The sequence below is a fragment of the Flavobacterium sp. GSA192 genome, from assembly GCF_006386525.1.
GTDB lineage: Bacteria > Bacteroidota > Bacteroidia > Flavobacteriales > Flavobacteriaceae > Flavobacterium > Flavobacterium commune.
Map to the genome: position 1 here is coordinate 494,380 of NZ_VAHC01000002.1, position 20,079 is coordinate 514,458.

At 35.4% G+C, this 20,079-nt stretch carries 13 protein-coding genes; 6 read left to right on the forward strand and 7 right to left on the reverse strand.

What is annotated here, in order from left to right:
- The first annotated feature begins 130 nt into the window (after positions 1 to 130).
- Together FDM27_RS06155 and FDM27_RS06160 are read left to right on the forward strand one after the other, a co-directional pair.
- Entirely contained in the window at positions 131 to 721 is a 591-nt protein-coding gene (locus tag FDM27_RS06155) for a thymidine kinase (protein ID WP_140485613.1), read from the forward strand.
- A gap of 114 nt (positions 722 to 835) precedes the next feature.
- Positions 836 to 1,261, forward strand: a complete 426-nt coding sequence (locus tag FDM27_RS06160; RefSeq protein ID WP_071184597.1) for a YMGG-like glycine zipper-containing protein — start codon at positions 836 to 838, stop codon at positions 1,259 to 1,261.
- Positions 1,262 to 1,339: 78 nt separating this feature from the next.
- Here FDM27_RS06160 and rpoN read toward each other — a convergent pair whose 3' ends face one another.
- The 6 genes from rpoN to FDM27_RS06190 form a co-directional block, all read right to left on the reverse strand.
- Positions 1,340 to 2,800, reverse strand: coding sequence for an RNA polymerase factor sigma-54 (gene rpoN / locus FDM27_RS06165; protein WP_140485614.1), 1,461 nt, complete (start codon positions 2,798 to 2,800; stop codon positions 1,340 to 1,342).
- Positions 2,801 to 2,998: 198 nt separating this feature from the next.
- Positions 2,999 to 4,432, reverse strand: coding sequence for an asparagine--tRNA ligase (gene asnS, locus FDM27_RS06170; protein ID WP_140485615.1), 1,434 nt, complete (start codon positions 4,430 to 4,432; stop codon positions 2,999 to 3,001).
- 744 nt (positions 4,433 to 5,176) lie between these two features.
- Positions 5,177 to 7,789 (reverse strand): MGH1-like glycoside hydrolase domain-containing protein, encoded by a 2,613-nt coding sequence (locus FDM27_RS06175; protein WP_140485616.1) that lies wholly within the window; start codon positions 7,787 to 7,789, stop codon positions 5,177 to 5,179.
- 216 nt (positions 7,790 to 8,005) lie between these two features.
- Positions 8,006 to 9,127, reverse strand: a complete 1,122-nt coding sequence (locus FDM27_RS06180) for an MORN repeat-containing protein (protein WP_071184601.1) — start codon at positions 9,125 to 9,127, stop codon at positions 8,006 to 8,008.
- Positions 9,128 to 9,264: 137 nt separating this feature from the next.
- The gene (locus tag FDM27_RS06185) at positions 9,265 to 10,098 is read right to left on the reverse strand and encodes a mechanosensitive ion channel family protein (RefSeq protein WP_181161641.1); all 834 of its coding nucleotides are present in this window, start codon (positions 10,096 to 10,098) and stop codon (positions 9,265 to 9,267) included.
- Between the two features lie 16 nt (positions 10,099 to 10,114).
- Positions 10,115 to 12,538 carry an efflux RND transporter permease subunit gene (locus tag FDM27_RS06190; protein WP_140485617.1) on the reverse strand — a complete coding sequence of 808 codons (2,424 nt, stop codon included), beginning with the start codon at positions 12,536 to 12,538 and terminating at the stop codon, positions 10,115 to 10,117.
- A 178-nt stretch (positions 12,539 to 12,716) separates the two neighbouring features.
- Here FDM27_RS06190 and FDM27_RS06195 point away from each other — a divergent pair, with 178 nt between their 5' ends.
- The 4 genes from FDM27_RS06195 to FDM27_RS06210 all read left to right on the forward strand — a co-directional run bounded on the left by FDM27_RS06195 (position 12,717) and on the right by FDM27_RS06210 (position 16,893).
- Positions 12,717 to 13,046: a DMT family transporter gene (locus tag FDM27_RS06195; RefSeq protein WP_140485618.1), complete on the forward strand. Its 330-nt coding sequence runs from the start codon at positions 12,717 to 12,719 to the stop codon at positions 13,044 to 13,046.
- A 21-nt stretch (positions 13,047 to 13,067) separates the two neighbouring features.
- The gene (locus FDM27_RS06200) at positions 13,068 to 13,829 is read left to right on the forward strand and encodes a sensor histidine kinase (protein WP_140485619.1); all 762 of its coding nucleotides are present in this window, start codon (positions 13,068 to 13,070) and stop codon (positions 13,827 to 13,829) included.
- Positions 13,792 to 14,511, forward strand: coding sequence for a LytR/AlgR family response regulator transcription factor (locus FDM27_RS06205; RefSeq protein WP_140485620.1), 720 nt, complete (start codon positions 13,792 to 13,794; stop codon positions 14,509 to 14,511). The genes FDM27_RS06200 and FDM27_RS06205 overlap by 38 nt, the downstream gene beginning before the upstream one ends.
- A 111-nt stretch (positions 14,512 to 14,622) precedes the next feature.
- Complete coding sequence (locus FDM27_RS06210) at positions 14,623 to 16,893, forward strand: cation:proton antiporter (protein ID WP_140485621.1); 2,271 nt, start codon at positions 14,623 to 14,625, stop codon at positions 16,891 to 16,893.
- Positions 16,894 to 17,510: 617 nt separating this feature from the next.
- Here the strand turns inward: FDM27_RS06210 and FDM27_RS06215 are convergent.
- The gene (locus tag FDM27_RS06215; RefSeq protein ID WP_140485622.1) at positions 17,511 to 20,006 is read right to left on the reverse strand and encodes a DUF5686 family protein; all 2,496 of its coding nucleotides are present in this window, start codon (positions 20,004 to 20,006) and stop codon (positions 17,511 to 17,513) included.
- Positions 20,007 to 20,079: the final 73 nt, after the last annotated feature.

A 20,079-nucleotide genomic window follows, 5' to 3' on the forward strand; every position in this document is an offset into this window, starting at 1 on the left:
CAGTCATAAACCTTCGAATTGCTAAAAATTTTCTACTTTTGAGAATGTGTAAAAGTATAAAATCTTAAGTCGATTTATAAGTTTACAAAGTAATAAAAACTATTCATTTTTTAAGTTAGAAAAATACAAAATGTTTCTCGAAAATACAGTAAATCATAAAGAGCAATTTGGTTGGATTGAAGTTATTTGCGGTTCGATGTTTTCGGGTAAAACGGAAGAATTGATTCGTCGATTAAAAAGAGCACAGTTTGCCAAACAAAAAGTAGAAATTTTCAAACCGGAAGTCGATACCCGTTACCATCAGGATATGGTGGTTTCACATGATGCCAATGAAATTCGTTCCACACCGGTTCCCGCAGCAGCTAATATTGCTATTCTGGCTCAGGGCTGTGATGTGGTAGGCATTGATGAAGCACAATTTTTTGACGACGAAATTGTGACCGTTTGCAATAATTTGGCTAACCAAGGAATCCGTGTTATTGTTGCCGGATTAGACATGGATTTCAAAGGAAATCCTTTTGGTCCCATGCCAGCTCTGATGGCAACAGCCGAATATGTAACCAAGGTTCATGCGGTGTGTACCCGAACAGGTAATTTGGCGCATTATAGTTTCAGAAAAACAGCCAATGATAAATTAGTCTTGTTAGGAGAAACAGAGGAATACGAACCCTTAAGTCGTGCGGCATATTTTGAAGCCATGCAGAAAAGTCAGGAAGATTAAGGTTTTCCTGAAGATGAAATTAAAATTCTGTAAAAAATAAGCAGAATCATATAAAAGATTTTGGTAGGAGTTGGGTGTATCTTTGTTTAGTATTAATATTTAAAATCTTAGGTCATGAAATATATGTATGTATTAGTAGCTTCTTTAATGATTATTTCTTGTAAAAAAGCGGATAAAGAAGGCGTAATGAACGATAATCAGGCAACTATCGATTCAATCAAACAAGCGAGTATTGATTCTATGAAAATGGAAATAGTAAAACAAAAGGCTATTGATTCCATGAAAATAGAAATGGAAAAACAGCAAGCAGCTAAAGAGAAAGAAGTAGTGGTTGTTAACCAAACTACTCAGGCGGCTCCGGCTCCGGAGAAGAAAAAATGGAGTAGTACGGCTAAAGGTGCTGTTATTGGTGCCGGAGTAGGTGCGGCAACAGGAGCAATTATCAGTAAGAAAAAAGGCGAAGGTGCTATTATTGGTGGTTTGGCTGGTGCAGGTGTTGGTGCTGGTACAGGAGCTATTATTGACAGTAAGAAAGAATAATAGATTGTTTTTTATATAGATAAAGGCTGTTTTATGAATTTGAAACAGCCTTTCTTATTTTCGAAATAAATGAAAATGTTATATCTTTTTTCGCATTCTTGCTACCGGAATATCGAGTTGTTCGCGGTATTTGGCAATAGTTCTTCGGGCAATAGGATAGCCTTTTTCTTTTAATAATTCGGCAAGTTGGTCGTCAGGAAGTGGTTTTTTCTTGTCTTCTTCTTCAATAATATTCTGAAGTATTTTTTTAATTTCCAAAGTTGAAACATCTTCACCCTGGTCGTTTTTCATTGCTTCCGAGAAAAATTCCTTAATTAGTTTTGTGCCATAAGGCGTTTCTACATATTTGCTGTTGGCAACACGTGAAACTGTAGAAATGTCAAGTCCTACAATATCGGCAATGTCTTTTAGAATCATTGGTTTCAACTTGGTTTCGTCACCATCAAAGAAATATTCTTCCTGATAGTGCATGATGGCGTTCATGGTTACAAACAATGTTTCCTGGCGTTGTTTGATAGCATCGATAAACCATTTGGCCGAATCTAGTTTTTGTTTGATAAACTGAACGGCTTCTTTTTGAGAATTCGATTTGTCTCTTGAAGCCTTGTAGGTTTGCATCATTTCCTGATAATCCTTAGAAACGTGTAACGAAGGTGCATTTCGACCGTTTAAGGTTAGTTCGAGTTCATTATCAATAATTCGAATGGCAAAATCCGGAACCACATTTTCAGTGATTTTATTATTTCCTGTAAAACCGCCTCCCGGTTTTGGATTCAGTTTTTCAATTTCGTAAATCGCTTTTTTCAATTGCTCATTCGAAACGTTGTATTTCTGGATGAGTTTGTCGTAATGTTTTTTGGTAAAAGCATCAAATTGATTTTCGATAATGTCTGCAGCTAATTCAACCGAATCTGTAGGTGTTTTGTGTTTTAGTTGCAATAATAGACATTCCTGTAAATCGCGAGCGCCCACACCTGAAGGTTCTAATTGGTGAATGACCTGCAACATACGTTCTACCATGTATTCATCGGTGTAAATTCCCTGAGTAAATGCCATATCATCTACCATATCGGGAATGCTTCTGCGGATGTAACCCATGTCATCAATACTGCCCACCAAAAATTCGGCAATCTCTCTTTCGTGATCGTCGAGAATAAAAGTATTTAATTGATTGATTAAATCCTGATGAAAACTGATAGGTGCCGCTAGTGGCGATTCGCGCGATTCATCGTCGTCACTGTAATTATTAGCCTGGGTTTTATAATCAGGAGTGTCGTCGTCGCTTAAATATTCGTCAATATTGATGTCGTCGGCATCAATGCTCTCAGAGTCATCGTAATCATCATAATCGTCGTTTTCAAACTCGTCTTTTTCGTATTCCTCTTCTTCTTTTCCAGTTTCTAAAGCTGGATTTTCATTCATTTCTTCTAAAAGACGTTGTTCAAAGGCTTGCGTAGGCAATTGAATTAACTTCATCAGCTGAATTTGCTGTGGAGATAATTTCTGTGATAATTTTAAATTTAAGAATTGCTTTAGCATATTTCTAGTTGTGGGTTATGAGTTATGGGTTATGAGTTGGGATTTGCTGCCTAACTCATTACTTCTAACCTTTAACTTCTAATTTCTAATTTTTTTAAATTAAGAGTTCGCTTTTGATGCATAACTCATAAATGTTTATTTTTTGAACTTATGGTTCGAGGTTTTGTTAAACTTCTAACCTCCAGCTTCTAACTTTTTTTAAAAATCTGCACTTCCCGGTGTTCTAGGAAACGGAATTACATCACGAATATTGGACATCCCCGTTACAAAAAGCACTAATCTTTCAAATCCAAGTCCGAAACCTGAGTGAACGGCACTACCGAATCTTCTGGTATCTAAATACCATGATAGTTCTTTTTCGTCAATTCCTAAGGCTTTCATTTTTTCGACCAAAACATCAAAACGTTCCTCTCTTTGTGAGCCTCCAACAATTTCTCCAATTCCCGGGAAAAGGATATCCATGGCGCGAACGGTTTTTCCGTCTTCGTTCAAACGCATGTAAAACGCTTTAATATTAGAAGGGTAATCAAACAAAATTACCGGACATTTAAAGTGTTTTTCTACCAAGTAACGCTCGTGTTCCGATTGTAAATCGGCGCCCCATTCGTTGATGATATAGCTGAATTTTTTCTTTTTATTTGGAGTGGATTCTCTTAAAATATCAATGGCTTCGGTATAAGAAACACGTTTGAAATTGTTTTCTAAAACAAAATTCAGTTTCTCAAGCAAAGTCATTTCGCTTCTTTCCGCCTGAGGTTTTGATTTTTCTTCTTCTAAAAGTCTTCCTTCTAAAAACTTCAAATCGTCTCCACAATTATTCAAAGCATATTTAATTACATATTGAATAAAATCTTCTGCTAAATCCATATTGGCATCCAAATCATTGAAAGCCACTTCCGGCTCAATCATCCAGAATTCAGCCAAATGTCGGGAAGTATTGGAGTTTTCCGCTCTAAATGTAGGTCCAAAAGTATAAATCTGTCCCAAAGCCATCGCAAAAGTTTCGCCTTCCAGTTGTCCGGAAACCGTTAAGTTGGTATGTTTTCCAAAGAAATCTTTTTTATAATCGATAGTTCCTTCTTCTGTTTTTGGCAAATTTTCCAAAGGCAACGAAGTTACCTGAAACATTTCACCGGCACCTTCCGCATCAGCTCCAGTGATGATTGGTGTATTGACATACACAAAACCTTTTTGTTGAAAATAGTTGTGCACCGCAAATGACAATACCGAACGGATACGCATAATCGCACCAAAAGCATTCGTTCTCACACGCAAATGCGCGTTTTCACGAAGGAATTCCAAAGAGTGTTTTTTGGGTTGCATCGGGAATTTCTCTGGGTCTGAGTCTCCTAAGATTTCTAACTTCGCTACCTTAATTTCATATTTTTGGCCAGCACCTTTGCTCTCTACCAAACTTCCGGTTACAGAAACTGCAGCTCCGGTAGTAATTCTTTTTAAAACTTCGTCAGGAGTATTCTCAAAATCGACTACACATTGTATGTTCTTGATGGTCGAGCCATCATTCAAAGCAATAAATTGGTTGTTTCTAAAAGTTCTTACCCAACCTTTTGCATTTACTTCCTGAAGCGTCGTGGTACTATTTAGTAAGTCTTTAACTTTTGTATGCCTCATTTTATGTATAGAGTTGATTTTAAAATTCGCTCTTGTTCGTATTGCAAATATAAAGGATTTGTTTGGAAATGCCATTGCCACTAACAAAGCAATCGGGAGCTGTTATTGCTGATTTTTGTAGCAATTTCCCGCACACGAGGCTGAAAGCCGAATTGGCGAAGCAATCCATTTCAATCTTAATGTTTTTGGCAACAAAAACATTAAGGATTTCCATTGCTATCGGGGCTAGGGTGTAGTGGAATTATCGTTTATCATCAAAAAAGAGCATTGGGGTGAGCTATTTCACAAAGATGCCCAAAGGAAATACAAAGAATCACGAGGTTTTTAATCGGTTAATTAAAAGAATTATGTGTCGTCCCTACGGGACTTTCTAATGCGTATCAACAATTTCCCCCGAAATAAATTTCGGGGCTACAAAATGTGTCGTTCCTACGGAGCTATAAACATACCGTTCCTACGGAACTTTTCGGTGTAAATTGGGTATAGAAATACAATTCATTTTATAGAAGCATGTCAAAGAGCCGTAGGCTCGGTATATTTTGTAGGGATGGATTTTAATCCATCCACAATTGACGATAATTTGTTTGAGTGCCGTAGGTACGGAACATTTAATTTGCAATGCGAAAGTTTGTAAAGTATAGTAACCCTAAGCTTGTCAATTCTTTTTAAAGTCATTTAGTTTGCATATAAAATCCCGCCTCGTTCCTAAAAACGAGACGGGATTTTATAATTTGTAAAAATATTTTATTCGTCTAATTCCAAAATCAAATTAGCAATAAGCGCTGTCCAACCTGTTTGATGAGAAGCACCGAGTCCTTTACCGGTATCACCGTCAAAAAATTCATAAAAGAAGTGCTCGTTTCTAAAATGCTCGTCTTTTGTAAAAAGCTTTTCATGGTCATCGGCATGGTATTGAAATTTGCCTTCTTCGTTTCTTTCAAAAAGTTTAATTAAACGTTTGCTCAGTTCGTTTGCAATTTCTTTTAAGTTTAATTTGTTTCCGGAACCTGTTGGGAATTCGTAGATGTAAGTTGGCCCATAAAAAGTATAATATTTACGCAGGGATTGAATAATCATATAATTCAATGGTATCCAGATAGGGCCTCGCCAGTTAGAATTTCCGCCAAACATAGCCGAACGGCTTTCACCAGGCTCATACTGAATTTGGTGCGAACCATTAAACACAAATGGATGGTCTTTGTGGAATTTAGAAAGCGAACGAATTCCAAACTCGGATAAAAACTCATTTTCGTCCAGTAAGCGTTTTAACAGATTCTCTAACCTAAAACCACGCATAATCGAGAATAGAAAATTCCCTTCCTCGTTGGCTTTTTCTAGATTAGAAATCAACGAAGCCAGGTCTGGACGTGTTCTTATAATTTCGTTGGCGCGTCTTCTAAAATCCTTTAATTCATCAAATAAATCTTTATGCATGATTTCGACAGCAAACATTGGAATCACGCCCACTAAAGAGCGAACTCTTAAACGATCCGTTTTTCCATTTGACATTTCGACAACATCATAGTAGAAATTGTCTTCGTCGTCCCAAAGCGAAATGTCTTTTTTTCCGATATGGTGCATCGCCCACGCAATATTCAAAAAGTGTCTGAAAAACTTAGCAGATACTTCTTCGTAGATTTTGTTGGTTTTTGCTAGCTCGAGCGACATGCGAAGCATATTTAACGAGAACATAGCCATCCAACTCGTCGCATCGGCCTGTTGCATTTTCTTAATTCCTTCCGGCATGTGATTGCGGTCGAAAACCCCAATGTTATCCAATCCTAAAAATCCACCTTCAAATAAGTCGGTTCCGCTGGTATCTTTTTGGTTTACCCACCAAGTGAAATTAATAAGTAGTTTTTGGAATGCTTTTTCCAGAAATGGGGTATCGGCTTTGCCAGTGCGAACTTTGTCTTTTTCGTAAACATGCCAAACTGCCCAGGAATGAACCGGAGGATTCACATCGCTAAAATTCCATTCGTAAGCCGGAATTTGACCATTAGGGTGCATATAACTTTCCTGTAAAATTAACAGCAGCTGCTGTTTAGCAAAACAAGGATCGATTTCTACAAACGATGCCATGTGAAATGCTAAATCCCAAGCGGCATACCAAGGATATTCCCATTTGTCGGGCATAGAAATAACGTGACGGTTGTTAAGATGTTGCCAGCTAAAATTACGCGGATTGCTTCTGTTTGCCGGTGTTTCCTCGGTACCACCAAATAGCCATTTGTGGATATTAAAATAATAAAATTGCTTGGTCCATAACAAACCTGAAAAAGCACTTTTTGCAATCGCTCGGTGTGCTTCGGGGATTTTTTCATTTATGGTTTCGTTATAAAAAGCTTCACATTCCTGTTTCTTTTGGTCAAATAGATTTTCAAAATCGGCCCAGGGATTTTCTAAGGCAACGTTACTTAAGCGAAGATTAATACTTTTTTCTTCACCTGCTTTTAAATCTAGTTTGTACCAAATAGCTGCTTTAGTCCCAATTTTGTTAGGGTTCACAGAAGATTCTCCGTTTACAACATGATTGTTAATTCCGTCTTTAACGTACTCATATTCGTTATCAAACTTATAAATGCGTTCGTTATTGGTTTCGTTTTCACAAAATAGCTGTTCGCCATGTTCATGATAGAAATAATAGTCTCCGTTTCTGCTGCTTTTAGAAAGTATCGCATTATTAGAAACCGACTCCATATTAGGTCTCGGATGTCTGTTGTTGTGTTTCCAGAAATTGCGAAACCAAAGATGAGGTAACACATGTATGCTGGCATCATTCGTACCTCTATTGACCACGGTAACTTTCATCAGGATATCATCTATACCGGCTTTAGCATATTCGATATAACAATCAAAATAAGCATTGTCTTTAAAGGCATTGCTATCCAGTAGTTCAAATTCGGTTTCTTCCCTACTTTTCCTATTGTTGTTGACTAAATCGCTGTAAGGAAATTCATTTTGTGGATACTTATAAAGGTATTTGTTGTACGTGTGCGTAGGCGTGGAAAGTTGATGAAAGTAGAGTTCTTTTACGTCTTCGCCATGATTCCCCTGATTGTTGGTAAGACCAAACAAACGTTCTTTTAAAATAGGATCCTTGCCATTCCAAAAGGCAGGAGCCAGACATAAAATCTCACGGGAATCACAAAAACCTCCTATTCCTTCTTCTCCCCATCGGTAGGCGTTGCTACGCGCTTTGTCGTGATCGATAAATTCCCAGGCTTCTCCGTGCTCGCTGTAATCTTCGCGAACAGTTCCCCATTGCCTTTCGGCTAAATAAGGGCCCCATTTTTTCCAATTTTTGTAATTATTAGGAACGGCTAGTCTTTCTGTTTCCGAATTGGTATGCCCCATATTGTTTGTGTGCTAGTTAGTGGTATTTAAATGCTAAGACCTGTTTTTAAAAACTCATTTTCAATGTAATTTTCTATACGGTCATTAGTAAAAATAAGATTTTTTTCCACAACTGCCCATTCGATGAAGAAGTATTGTCTAATTGTTGGTATTGTTAAGAATCTTTTTGTTTTTCGAAAAAAAATAAGCGATTTTTTTGATGAAGTAGTACTCGTTTTATTCTATTAGAAGACCGTCTTTATAGCTGGATTTTTTTGTTCCATTGCTATTGTAAAGAATTCCGTTAAATTCTTTGCTAACTTTCCATTCGCCAACAAATTTTTCTCCATTGGCATAAATCATGGTTCCTTGGCCTTGATGTTTGTTTTTTTCAAAATGACCTGTATAGGTGTCTCCATTAGGCCAAGTGTAAGTGCCTTGTCCTGCTCGATAGCCTTCTTTCCACTCTCCGGAATATTTTTCTTTGTTTTCGTATGAAATTGTTCCTTGTCCGTACATTTGGTCATCTTTAAATTCCCCAATGTATTTTTGTTTCGTATCAATGTAAGTTCCTTTGCCGTTAAGCTTTCCGTCCTTCCAATCACCAGTATAACTGAAGTCTATTATAGTATTTCTAAGTGTACCTTTTCCATCAAATTTGCCTTCTTTCCATTGACCAGTATATTTCCGGCCATCTTTATAAGTTTCTATTCCTTGACCATTTGGTTTTCCATCTTTAAATGCACCTGTATAAACAGCTCCATTTGGGTATTTTCTAGTTCCTTGACCATTTGGTTTTCCATCTTTAAAATCGCCTGTATAAACATCTCCATTTTGGTTTATTCGAGTTCCTTTACCGTTATATTTTGTACCGGTATACATAGAGTTTTTAATAAAAATAACAAATCCTAAGTCATTACCTATACCAGAACTCCATTTGCCAGCATATTTAGTGCCATTTGATGTGTAAAAAACACCTTGTCCGTAGAATTTACTGTCTTTCCATTCGCCAACATATTTGTTGCCAATATTATAAATTATTGAGCCTTGCCCGAAAAACTGGCCATCTTTAAAATTGCCAATATATTTATATCCATTTTTAACTTCATAAGTTCCATAACCTTCTAGTCTATTGTTTTTCCAGTTGCCTTCTGCAATACCGCCACGTAAATTTGCTTTGCCTTTTCCATTGGCTTCACTTTTCCCATTTACTATGGTTGTTTCTCCTTTGTAATAACCGCAGTTTGTTGGAAAAGGACAAATTAAGATGGAGTCTTTTCCAGTTGTAGTGATTGTTGTGCTTTGAGCATTGCAAATAATACTAACTAATAAAAAAAGGAAGATTAAGTTTTTGGTCATTTGGAATTGGTTTTATAATAATCAATTTCAAATATATCAATTTTATTTTGTTTGTAAGAAAAAACTATTTTATATAAAAAACTCCCCGTCTTCAAAAGAGGGGAGTTTTGGTATTTTGAAAAAAAATAGGTTCTTTTTTATTTCTTATTAATTGGAGCATCCGTTTGAGGAAAAGGAATATGAAGGTCGTAATTAGGGAATTTGGTATATACTTTTTCATTCATGTCAAAAAATACATTCCAATAATCCGGACTATTTACCCATACTCTTACCGTAAAATTAACAGAGTTGCTTGCAAGTGCCAAAAGTCCTACAAAAGGCTCAGGATTTTTTAAAATTCTCGAATCCTCAGCAATAAAATCATTCAGCGCTTTTTTGAAATTTTCAACATCATCGCCATAGGAAATTCCGAATGTCCAGTCCACTCTTCGTGTTGTCTCAAAAGAATAATTGGTCAATGCTCCTGTTGAAAGTGGTCCGTTAGGGATAATAACTAATTTTTTATCGGCAGTATTGAGTAGGGTTGAAAAAATAGTAATTTCTTTTACAGTTCCTACAAAACCCTGTGCTTCGATGGTATCACCTATTTTAAAAGGTTTCAGGATTAAAATAATTACACCTCCGGCAAAATTTTGAAGTGTTCCTGATAGTGCCATACCCACGGCCAGACCTGCAGCTCCCAGGATAGCTACAAACGAAGTCATTTGGATGCCAATCATGCCCATTACGGTGATGGCGACTAAAACCTTTAGGGTGATGTTAGTTAAACTTCTTAAAAATGGAATCAGAGATTGATCAATCTTTGATTTTTCTAATGATCTTCCAACTGCTTTGGTAACTATTTTGGTAAACCATAAACCAATTACCAGAACGATCATTCCGCCAACTAATTTTGGTGCGTATTCAAAACCAAAATCGATTGATTTTTCGATGTACTTATTTACTAGTGTAACTTGTTGATCTATTAACATTTTAATTGTTTTTCCTTTATAATAATTTAGTTTTTTTCAAAGCATCGATTTCTTCATCACTATGTTCGATGATGTCAATTTTTGGTTCGATAAATTCCTGTTCGTTTGCCAATGTTTTGTTTAAGGTTAATACCAAAGCAGGTAATAACATTAAATTAGACAGCATTCCGAATAATAAAGTCAATGAAATCAATCCGCCAAGGGCGATGGTTCCACCAAAACTGGAGAGCATAAATACCGAAAATCCAAAGAATAATACGATAGAAGTATAGAACATACTCAAACCGGCATCGTTAAAAGTTGCATAAACTGATTTGCGAATTTTCCAGTTGTTTTTCTTTAATTCTTCACGGTATTGTGCCAGGAATCGAACAGTATCATCTACCGAAAGTCCAAACGCAATCCCGAATACCAATATTGTGGATGGTTTTAACGGAATGTCTAAAAAGCCCATAAGTCCTGCGGTTAACAATAATGGTAATAAATTTGGAATGATGGAAACCAAAATCATTTTGAACGAACGGAACATAAATCCGATTAAAAGTGCCGTTAAGAAAAAGGCAAAAACCAGTGACGAAAGCAAGTTATCCAGTAAGTAACCCGTTCCTTTTTGGAAAACCAATGCTTTTCCGGTAATGCTTACATTGTAGCGATCCGGTGGGAATATTTTGTCGGCTTGTTTTCTGATTTCAGCTTCCACTTTTGGTATTGCTCCTCCGTTGTCATCCCTCATAAAAGTGGTAATTCGGGCAAATTGTCCTGTCGAATCCACATAGCTTTTCATTAGGTTTTCTTTGGAATTCTTAGTGGCATTTTTAGAATAGGACAAAATGAATCCTTGTTCCTGAGAAGTAGGTAATTCATAATATTCCGGGTTTCCGTTATAGTAAGCCTGTTTGGAATATTTTACTAAATTGACAATAGAGATAGGTTTAGACAGTTCAGGGATTTCATCAATAGCCTGTTCTAATTCGTCCATTCGTTTTAGCGTAGAGAGTTTCATTACGCCTTTTTTACGTTTGGTGTCAATCATAATTTCCAGTGGCATTACACCATCAAATTCATTTTCGAAGAAAACAATATCCTGGAAAAAGGCTTCTTTTTTAGGCATGTCTTCAATCAAACTTCCCGAAATACGCATTTTGTAAATTCCGATGATGCTAATAACAAGTAATAAAATGGCAACAACATAGATAGAAAAGCGATTGGTTTTTACGTTGCGCAGAATCCAATCCATGAATCTTTTTACCGAACCTCTGTCTAAGTGTTCGATGTGACGGTCTATTGGTGCCGGGATGTAACTATGGAAAATAGGAATTACTATGATACACAGGAAAAACAACGCCATAATGTTGATGGAAGTTACATTTCCAAACTCGATAAGCAATTTGTTATTTGAAGAAATAAAGGTAAAAAAACCAATAGCAGTGGTAACATTTGTCATCAATGTTGCCATACCAATTTTAGTGGTTACTCTTTGTAAAGCTTTGACTTTATTGCGGTGAACCTTGTATTCCTGATGGTATTTATTAGTCAGGAAAATGCAATTTGGAATCCCAATAACAATAATCAACGAAGGAACCAGAGCTGTTAAAACCGTGATTTCGTAATTAAATAATCCTAAAAATCCAAAGGACCACATAACACCAATAATCACAATAATGATGGAGATTAAAGTGGCTCTGAAACTTCTAAAAAAGAAGAAAAACAGTAAAGAGGTTACTAATAATGAAGCTCCAATAAAAATACTGATTTCGTCAGTAATTGTCTGGGCATTCAGGGTTCGGATGTAAGGCATACCCGAAACACGCAAATCGATATTGGTTTCTTTTTCGAATTTTTCAACTGCAGGGATTAATTTTTCTAAGATATAGTCTTTGCGCTCCTTAGTGTTTACAATTTTCTTGTCCATGTAAACGGCAGAGCGAATACTTCCGGATTTCTTGTTGAACAACAATCCTTCGTAAAAAGGCATGTTATTAAAAAGATCCTTTTGGATGTTTTTTAAATAAGCTTCGTCAACGGTTTTACTTTGGTCAACAAAAGAAATTAATTCAAATTTTTGAAGGGAATCGTTTTTTTGTAATTTTTTCAGGTCATTAATCGAAATTACCAGATCAATAGCTTTGTCTTTTTTTAGACTATTCATCAAGGTGTTCCAGGCTTTAAAAGCTTTTGGAGTAAAGAAAGTGTTGTCTTTTACCCCAATGATAACCAGATTTCCTTCTTCGCCAAATTTATCTAAGAACGCATTGTATTCAACATTAGCAATGTTATCGCTGGGTAACATATTGGCCTCTGTAAAAGTAAAATGGATGTTTTTCCATTGCATCGACAAGAAAATTGTTGCAGCAACAATAATCGATAGCATTAAAATTTTATTTCGGAGGACAACACGGGCAATTAACTCCCAGAATCCTAAACTAAACCACTTAATCATAATGAATATTTAACGGGCGCAAATGTAGTGAATAATGCTCGGAATCATAAATAATACACTAGCTTTCACCGTATGTTAACAAAAATTTACCATTGAAGATGTGCGAATTCTTTAAGGTTTTTATAATTCCTATGGTAGCTTTTCCCATATTTGTATTTTATTTAAAAATGGAACAAAAATGAATTGGATTTTGCTGGTAATTGCAGGATTGTTTGAAGTAGCATTTGCTTCCTGTCTTGGAAAAGCTAAAGAAACAACGGGAATAATTTCGACCTATTGGATGCTTGGTTTTTTTGTTTGTCTATCAGTAAGTATGTTTTTGCTGTACAAGGTTACTCAGGTCTTACCCATTGGGACAGCTTATGCGGTTTGGACCGGAATTGGAGCTGTAGGAACCGTTTTAGTTGGTATTTTTGTTTTTAAAGAACCGGCGGGTTTTTGGAGGTTATTTTTTTTAATGACACTTATTTCGTCTATCATCGGCTTAAAATTTGTGTCGAGTCATTAATCAATTGACAACTTCAATAGTATGCAGGAAACGAATAATCTGGGTTGTATTTTGGGTCTCATCATTTTGCTTTTAATAGTAATTATTAGCTTTGTATTGTATCATTTGCTGCAAGCCAAAAAAGAAAAAAGAGAGCTCGAAAATAATTTTTATGTACTCGAAAGGAAAGTCAATGATTTGGAATTGGAAACCTTAGAGTCAAAACTAAATCCGCATCTTTTTAAGAATATCCTCAATTCGATTCAATCCCATGCCTACCAAACTTATTTTGCGTTGGATAAATTAGCTAATGTGCTGGATTATATTTTGTATGAAAGCAAGAAAAAATTTGTTACTCCAAAAGAAGAAATTGATTTTGCACTGAACTTAATCGAAATCAACAAAATTAAAATCAGTCCGCTTTTTGAATTAAAGATAAAAACGCATATCGATAAGGAAAATAAATTGTATGAAGAGCCTTTACTGGCACCGTTAATTTCGATTGATTTGATTGAGAATGCTTTTAAACACGCTGATTTGCAAAGCCCTGATGCTTTTATTTCGGTTATTTTTGAGTTTAAAAACAATGCTTTTGCAATGACAGTTTCGAATAAAATTTCGGACAAAAAGGTGTTGAAAAAAGAAAGAAGCGGTATAGGAAATGCCACTTTAGAACAACGTTTGCGCATTATTTATAAAAATAATTTTAAGCTCGATAAGTTTGTAGAAAACGATATCTATATTGCTCATTTAAAGATTAATTTGCTTGAATACAAAACTGAAATGTTTACTGCTGGACGATGAGTTGCCGGGATTAACGTATTTGAAAATGCTTTGCGAACAAATTCCCGAAGTTGAAATCGTAAAGACGTTTAATAATCCGGAGAAACTGTTGACCGAAATTCCAAATCTCGATTTTGATTTATTAATATCAGATATCGAAATGCCCGGAATTGACGGCTTGCATTTGGCAACTTTGCTAAAAGACAAATTAGTTGTTTTTTGTACAGCATATAAAGCTTATGCTGCTGATGCTTTTACTATTGATGCCGTTGATTATATTACCAAACCGGTAAAATTAGAGCGTTTGCAAAAAGCAATTATAAAGGCTGTGGAACGTTTTGAGAATGCTGCAAAGACTAAAAAGTTCATTCAGCTCAATACTGATAAAGGAAAGAGTCTGTTGTATTTTAACCAAGTTTTGTATATCAAAACCGCTTTGGGCGATAGCCGTGACAAAACGGTGCTTTTAACCGATGGCAGTTTTTTGAATTTAAAAAATGTAAAGTTCGATTCGCTTTTGGATGAATTGCCCGAAGCTGATTTTTGTCGTATTAACAAGAAAGAAATAGTGTCCTTAAAGGCGATAAAGTTTTTCAATCATAACGAAATTGTGCTACATCATTTAGATGCTAATGCTAAGAATACTACGCTAATACTGAGTGAAACCTATCGGGCTGATTTTTTGAAAAAGATAAAAATCTAACTTATTACAAATTTTTTCCTGTTTATTACATAGATTAAAAATTAGCCTTAAAATTCTTTTTGTACTTAAAAATCACTTCTGATATTTGCCAATAAATTTTAAAAATGGCGTATGGCTAATATTAAGAATTCTTTGTTTTACGTTTCTGTTATAGGTGGTTTTACAGCTTTAATATATTGGCTGCTTTCTATAGGGCCTTCGCTTGAAGTAGGTCGTGGAATTGTTCATAAACGCATAGAAAGCAATCACTGGAATGATTTTATACATTCGATGGTTGAAAACTTGCAGCATCCTTTGGCTATTTTATTGGCTCAAATTGTGACTATTATTTTGGTAGCACGCTTGTTTGGCTGGCTTTTTAGAAAGATAGGACAACCATCAGTAATAGGCGAAATGATTGCCGGAATTTTTCTGGGACCATCGGTAGTTGGAATGTACTTTCCGGAATTCTCCGCTGCCTTATTTCCTGTGGCATCTTTAGGGAATTTGCAGTTTTTGAGTCAGATAGGTTTAATATTTTTCATGTTTGTTATTGGGATGGAATTAGACCTGAAAGTGCTTAAGAATAAAGCCAGTGATGCGGTTGTGATTAGTCACGCCAGTATTGTTATTCCGTTTGCTTTAGGATTGACTTTGGCTTTTTTTATTTATCCTATTTTTGCACCCATGGGAGTTGAGTTTTCCTCTTTCGGATTGTTTATGGGAATTGCCATGAGTATCACAGCATTTCCGGTGCTGGCCCGAATTGTTCAGGAACGTGAAATGCAAAAAACCAAATTAGGAACTATTGTTATCACCTGTGCCGCTGCCGATGATATTACGGCCTGGTGTATTCTGGCTGTAGTAATTGCTATTGTTAAAGCAGGTTCATTTACCAGTGCATTATATGTAATTGGTTTGGCTGTTTTGTATGTAATTGTAATGCTTAAGATAGTTCGTCCATTTCTAAAACGTGTAGGCGATTTGAATTCCACTCCCGAAAGTTTGAATAAACCTGTGGTGGCTATTTTCTTTTTAACCCTTTTATTCTCTTCTTATGCTTCTGAATTAATAGGGATTCATGCGTTATTTGGAGCTTTTTTGGCTGGAGCTATTATGCCTGAAAACAGTAAATTTAGAAATATTTTTATCGAAAAAGTAGAAGACGTTTCTATTATTGTTTTATTGCCTTTGTTTTTTGTTTTTACAGGTTTGCGTACCCAAATAGGCTTGTTAAACGATCCTTATTTATGGAAAATCACAGCTTTAATTATTGCTGTTGCTGTGGTTGGAAAATTTTTCGGAAGTGCCCTTGCGGCTAAATTTATGGGGCAAAGCTGGAAAGATAGTCTGGCTATTGGTGCTTTAATGAATACCCGTGGGTTAATGGAGCTGGTCGTTTTGAATATTGGTTATGATTTAGGGGTTTTGTCAACTGAGATTTTTACAATGATGGTTATCATGGCATTAGTAACCACTTTTATGACCGGACCGGCTCTAGATTTTATCAATCTTATTTTTAAAGATAAGGCTACAGTAGTTCCCGAGGAAATTGCCAATAAGAGTAAATACAAAATTTTATTCTCTTTTTCTACTTCCCAAAAAGGTAAGAAGTTATTGAAAATTGCCAATAGTTTGGTTAAAAAACAAGCCGATAGTTCGATTGTTGCTGCAATGTACTGTTCTTTAAGTACCGAAATACATTCGTTTGATGTAAAAGATCATGAGCGAAATATGTTAGCACCCGTAATTAAAGAATCGCAGTTGTTAAATCAGGAAGTGGTAAGTGTTTTTAAGGTGACTAACGATATTGTAACGGATATAATTGATACCGCTAATCAGGGTGAATATGACTTGTTGTTAGTTGGTTTAGGTCAGTCTATTTTTGATGAAACCCTGTTGGGAAAAATTTTAGGTTTTACTACTCAAATTGTCAATCCGGATCGATTGATAGATAAGTTTACAGGAAAAGAAGGCTTGTTTGAAAATTCCCCTTTTGACGAAAAAACCCGTCATATTATTGCTAAAAGCAAAATGCCTGTCGGAATTTTTATTGATAAGGATTTAGACGAAATCGATCAGGTTTTTATGCCGATTTTCAGCAAAGAAGATGCTTTCTTAATTGAGTATGCCAAAAAATTAATCAATAATAATGGTTCTCAAATTACGATTTTGGACGCTGTAGGCGAGATTAAAAAGACCCGTGATATTGAGGAATCGATTCGCTCTATTGAGCAAATTGCTCCTAATCATATTATGATTATGAATGATAAAATTATTAGAAAAGAGTTTCTGCAAAGTCAGAACTTAATGATTATAAGTTTGGAAAGTTGGAAACATATTATTGATGCGGATACCAATTGGCTGGTAGATGTTTCCTCAGTTTTGATTATAAAACCGTAAAAAGGATTTTAGATTTTAGATTTTAGATTTTAGATTTCAGACGTATAAGTCCTTAAAAGTTATATGCTAATATAAAAATCTGAATTCAAAAATTGTTGATTGGTATTTAATAGTCCGCATAGCGGACGATTGATATTGTAACAACGGATTTTAATCTCTTTAGGTTTAATTCCTCGAAGTTCTGCTTGGTTTTTTACCGCAGATTGGCAGATTATAATATGAAAATCTGCGAATCTGCGGTTGTTTTTTTAATACCTCGTGGGCTCTGCCCCGAGGCAGTTTATTCCGTTAAAAAAATAGCATAGTAAAAAAGTTCCGTAGGAACGATTCATTTATACCATCTAATCAATGACAAAAGCTGTGTTTGAAATGAATTATTTCTACGGAACTTTTTTATGTGTTATCATCTTTTCTCAACGGATTAATCCCGAATGCTTTCGGGAGGTTGTTACAATATTATACGAGCCTATGGCTCTTTTAGGTAATTGCGTTATCTCAGTTTTGATTATAAAACTTTAAAGATGATTTCAGATTTTGTGTTAGTGTATAAAAATCTGAAATGCTTCGCCAGTTCGCTATCGCTCGGGTCAAAAATTGTTAATCTGCATTCTAAAATTCTAAAACCCTAAATTCAAAACATAACTTAGTTTGATGGCGATATTGTCTTCAAATTTTGCTAGTTGATTAGGGCCGTAACGGAAAAAAGTAGTCAATCCCAATCCATTAAAAATTTGATTGAGTTCAATTCCTGATTCAAAGTATCCTCTGTTCAGGGTTTTGAAATTAAGTCCCAGGTGTTCTTCGGGATTGTCTAAATCGCCCCAGGCCATTCGGGAAACTAAAACTAACGAAGGTTTTACTTTTTTGAATAATGTAACTCTGTTAAAAGCGTGTTTAATTTGAAATAAGCTGTACTTATTTGAGAAAAATTCGTTAAAAAACATGGTTTCAAAACTGTTTTTTCCGCCAAAGGTAATTCTTTGAATAATTGTTTCTTTAGTGATATTGTTAGGAGAGGTATTGTACAAATGCGTTAGCGGTACATCGCCCAAGGCATATCCGGCCTGAAAGAGTAAGCTGGTTTTTTGACCGTTCAAATATTTCTTTTCATATTCAGTTTTAAAGTCAAATTTGCTAAAATCAAAGTCATTGTTTAATACTCTTCCTAAGGATTGGGTGTATTGAAAACTGAATTTTGGAAAGCGTTTTTCAATCTCAATTTGTCCTGTTGGCGTTTGCATAAAATCGCTAAACGGACTCCATTGCAGTGAAACCATAGCGGTTGTCATGGTGTAATGAGTATATAATTGATTTTTTGGATTAAAAGCATAATTGAATTTGGGTTGGATTTCGGCCTGTGCAATTTCCCAAATGCTTTCTGTTTTTGGAATTAGTTTGGTTTCAAAATAGCTTTTCCAACTAATATAATTGTAAAAAGTGCTGATATTGATAGGTCTGGGGTCGTAGATTTTATAAGGTTTTTTTTCGATTGAAAAAGAAGTACTCGCAATTTCCCGAATATCGTCGGTGTATGAAAAACCAAGCCAGGAATTAGCTTGTTGGTTAATTTTTGCTGCAGCACCTATGCTGCCTTTAAAAATACCGTCTTTTGTTCCATAAGCATAATAACCTTCAACTCTGAAATTTTTAGATAAACGTTCGTTAGTTACTCCGCCTAATCCCAAACGGAAACCTTCGTAGTTGTTGTAGCTGAAAATTTTTCGTAAATCCAGATCGAAAAAACCAATTGGCAAATAGCCGTTGATGATTTTTTTTCCAAAAAACAGCCTATTGGCAAATTTTTTCTTAATTGCAATACTGTCAAGTTCGCTATAGGTTTTTTTAAAGCGAATATCAATGCTGTCCTTTCGATACTGTTCCCAAAAAGATTCGTCTTTGTCAAAAGCATTTTTGTTAATTTCGACAGTAAAATAAGGGTTTTCAATAGGAGTATTTTTGTTTTTTTGGATGTCAAAAATATGGTTTTCCGAGCGCAGATAAATATAATCCGAAGGCTGTTTTTTTCGGGACTTGAAATCTTGTTCGATATCACCGTCAAACTGAATGGTACCTCCGAAAATATTGATGTCGTCGTCATTGTGGCCTTTGATGATTTGAAAGGTTTTATGAACAGGAAACCAGATATTTTCTTCGGGTAAGTATTCGAATTCATGTGTTCCGCTAATGTTGAGTAAGCCTCTTATACGCATAATGGCTTTAGAAACGGCAAAATTGTTTTGGTCAATGTATAAAACCCCTTCAAGACCTTTGGCTTTGCTTTTCTTTTTGTTCTTAAAGTAAATCATATAGGAACTCCTGCCATTAATGGCTACGGTATCCAGTAATTTGTAGTTGTATTCTTTGACGGCATCGTCAGCTATCGGGCTGTTATATTTGGTTTCAAAGAGTTCGTATTTCGGGTCGTAGATAGAAAAAGATTGGAGGTTGAAAGCAATTATTTCGTACAACGGCTGTTTTAATCCGGCCATTTTTGTGCCTAAAATAGTTTCTTTTAGTTGGTTGTTGCTAAACTGATGTTGGGATACTTTTTCGGTCTGGAATAAGTGACGTTTGCTAACCGTATTTTTAAATTTGTAATTTGTAGAATTGATTTTGTATAAGGCTCCTTGTTTGTATTTTCTAACAAAGACAGAATCTATTTGTCCTGAAATAGAATCCGGATTGGCGGAAACAATTAATTTATTGTAGTTTTTAAATGCAAAATTAGAAAGTCTTTTTTGAGGATCATTATTGTTTTTTAATGCAATGGTTTTTTTGATGATGCTTAATGCTGTATTTTCATTGCTGATGATAATTTCGTTAAGACGATCCGTTTTTGGAGTTAATTTCAAATTAAAAAACAACTTGTTTTTTTGAACTTCAACTTTTATTTTGTTGTAGCCAATGTAAGAAACAGTGAAGGAAACAATGGTAGTTTTTGAGTTGATTTCAAATTTTCCATCTACATCGCTAATGCTGTTAATGCCATTGTTTGTGCTTATTGTAGCAAATGGTAATGTTTTGTTAGAACCGGATTCTTTTACAATTCCGCTAATATGAAATTGTGCCTGAAGCGAAATCGAGAACAAGAATAACAATAGAAAATGCTTCATGGTTGCTGTTTGAATCAAAAACGTGGATAAACGTGTTTTGGTATGGCAAAAGTAAGAATAAAAAAACCGCCTT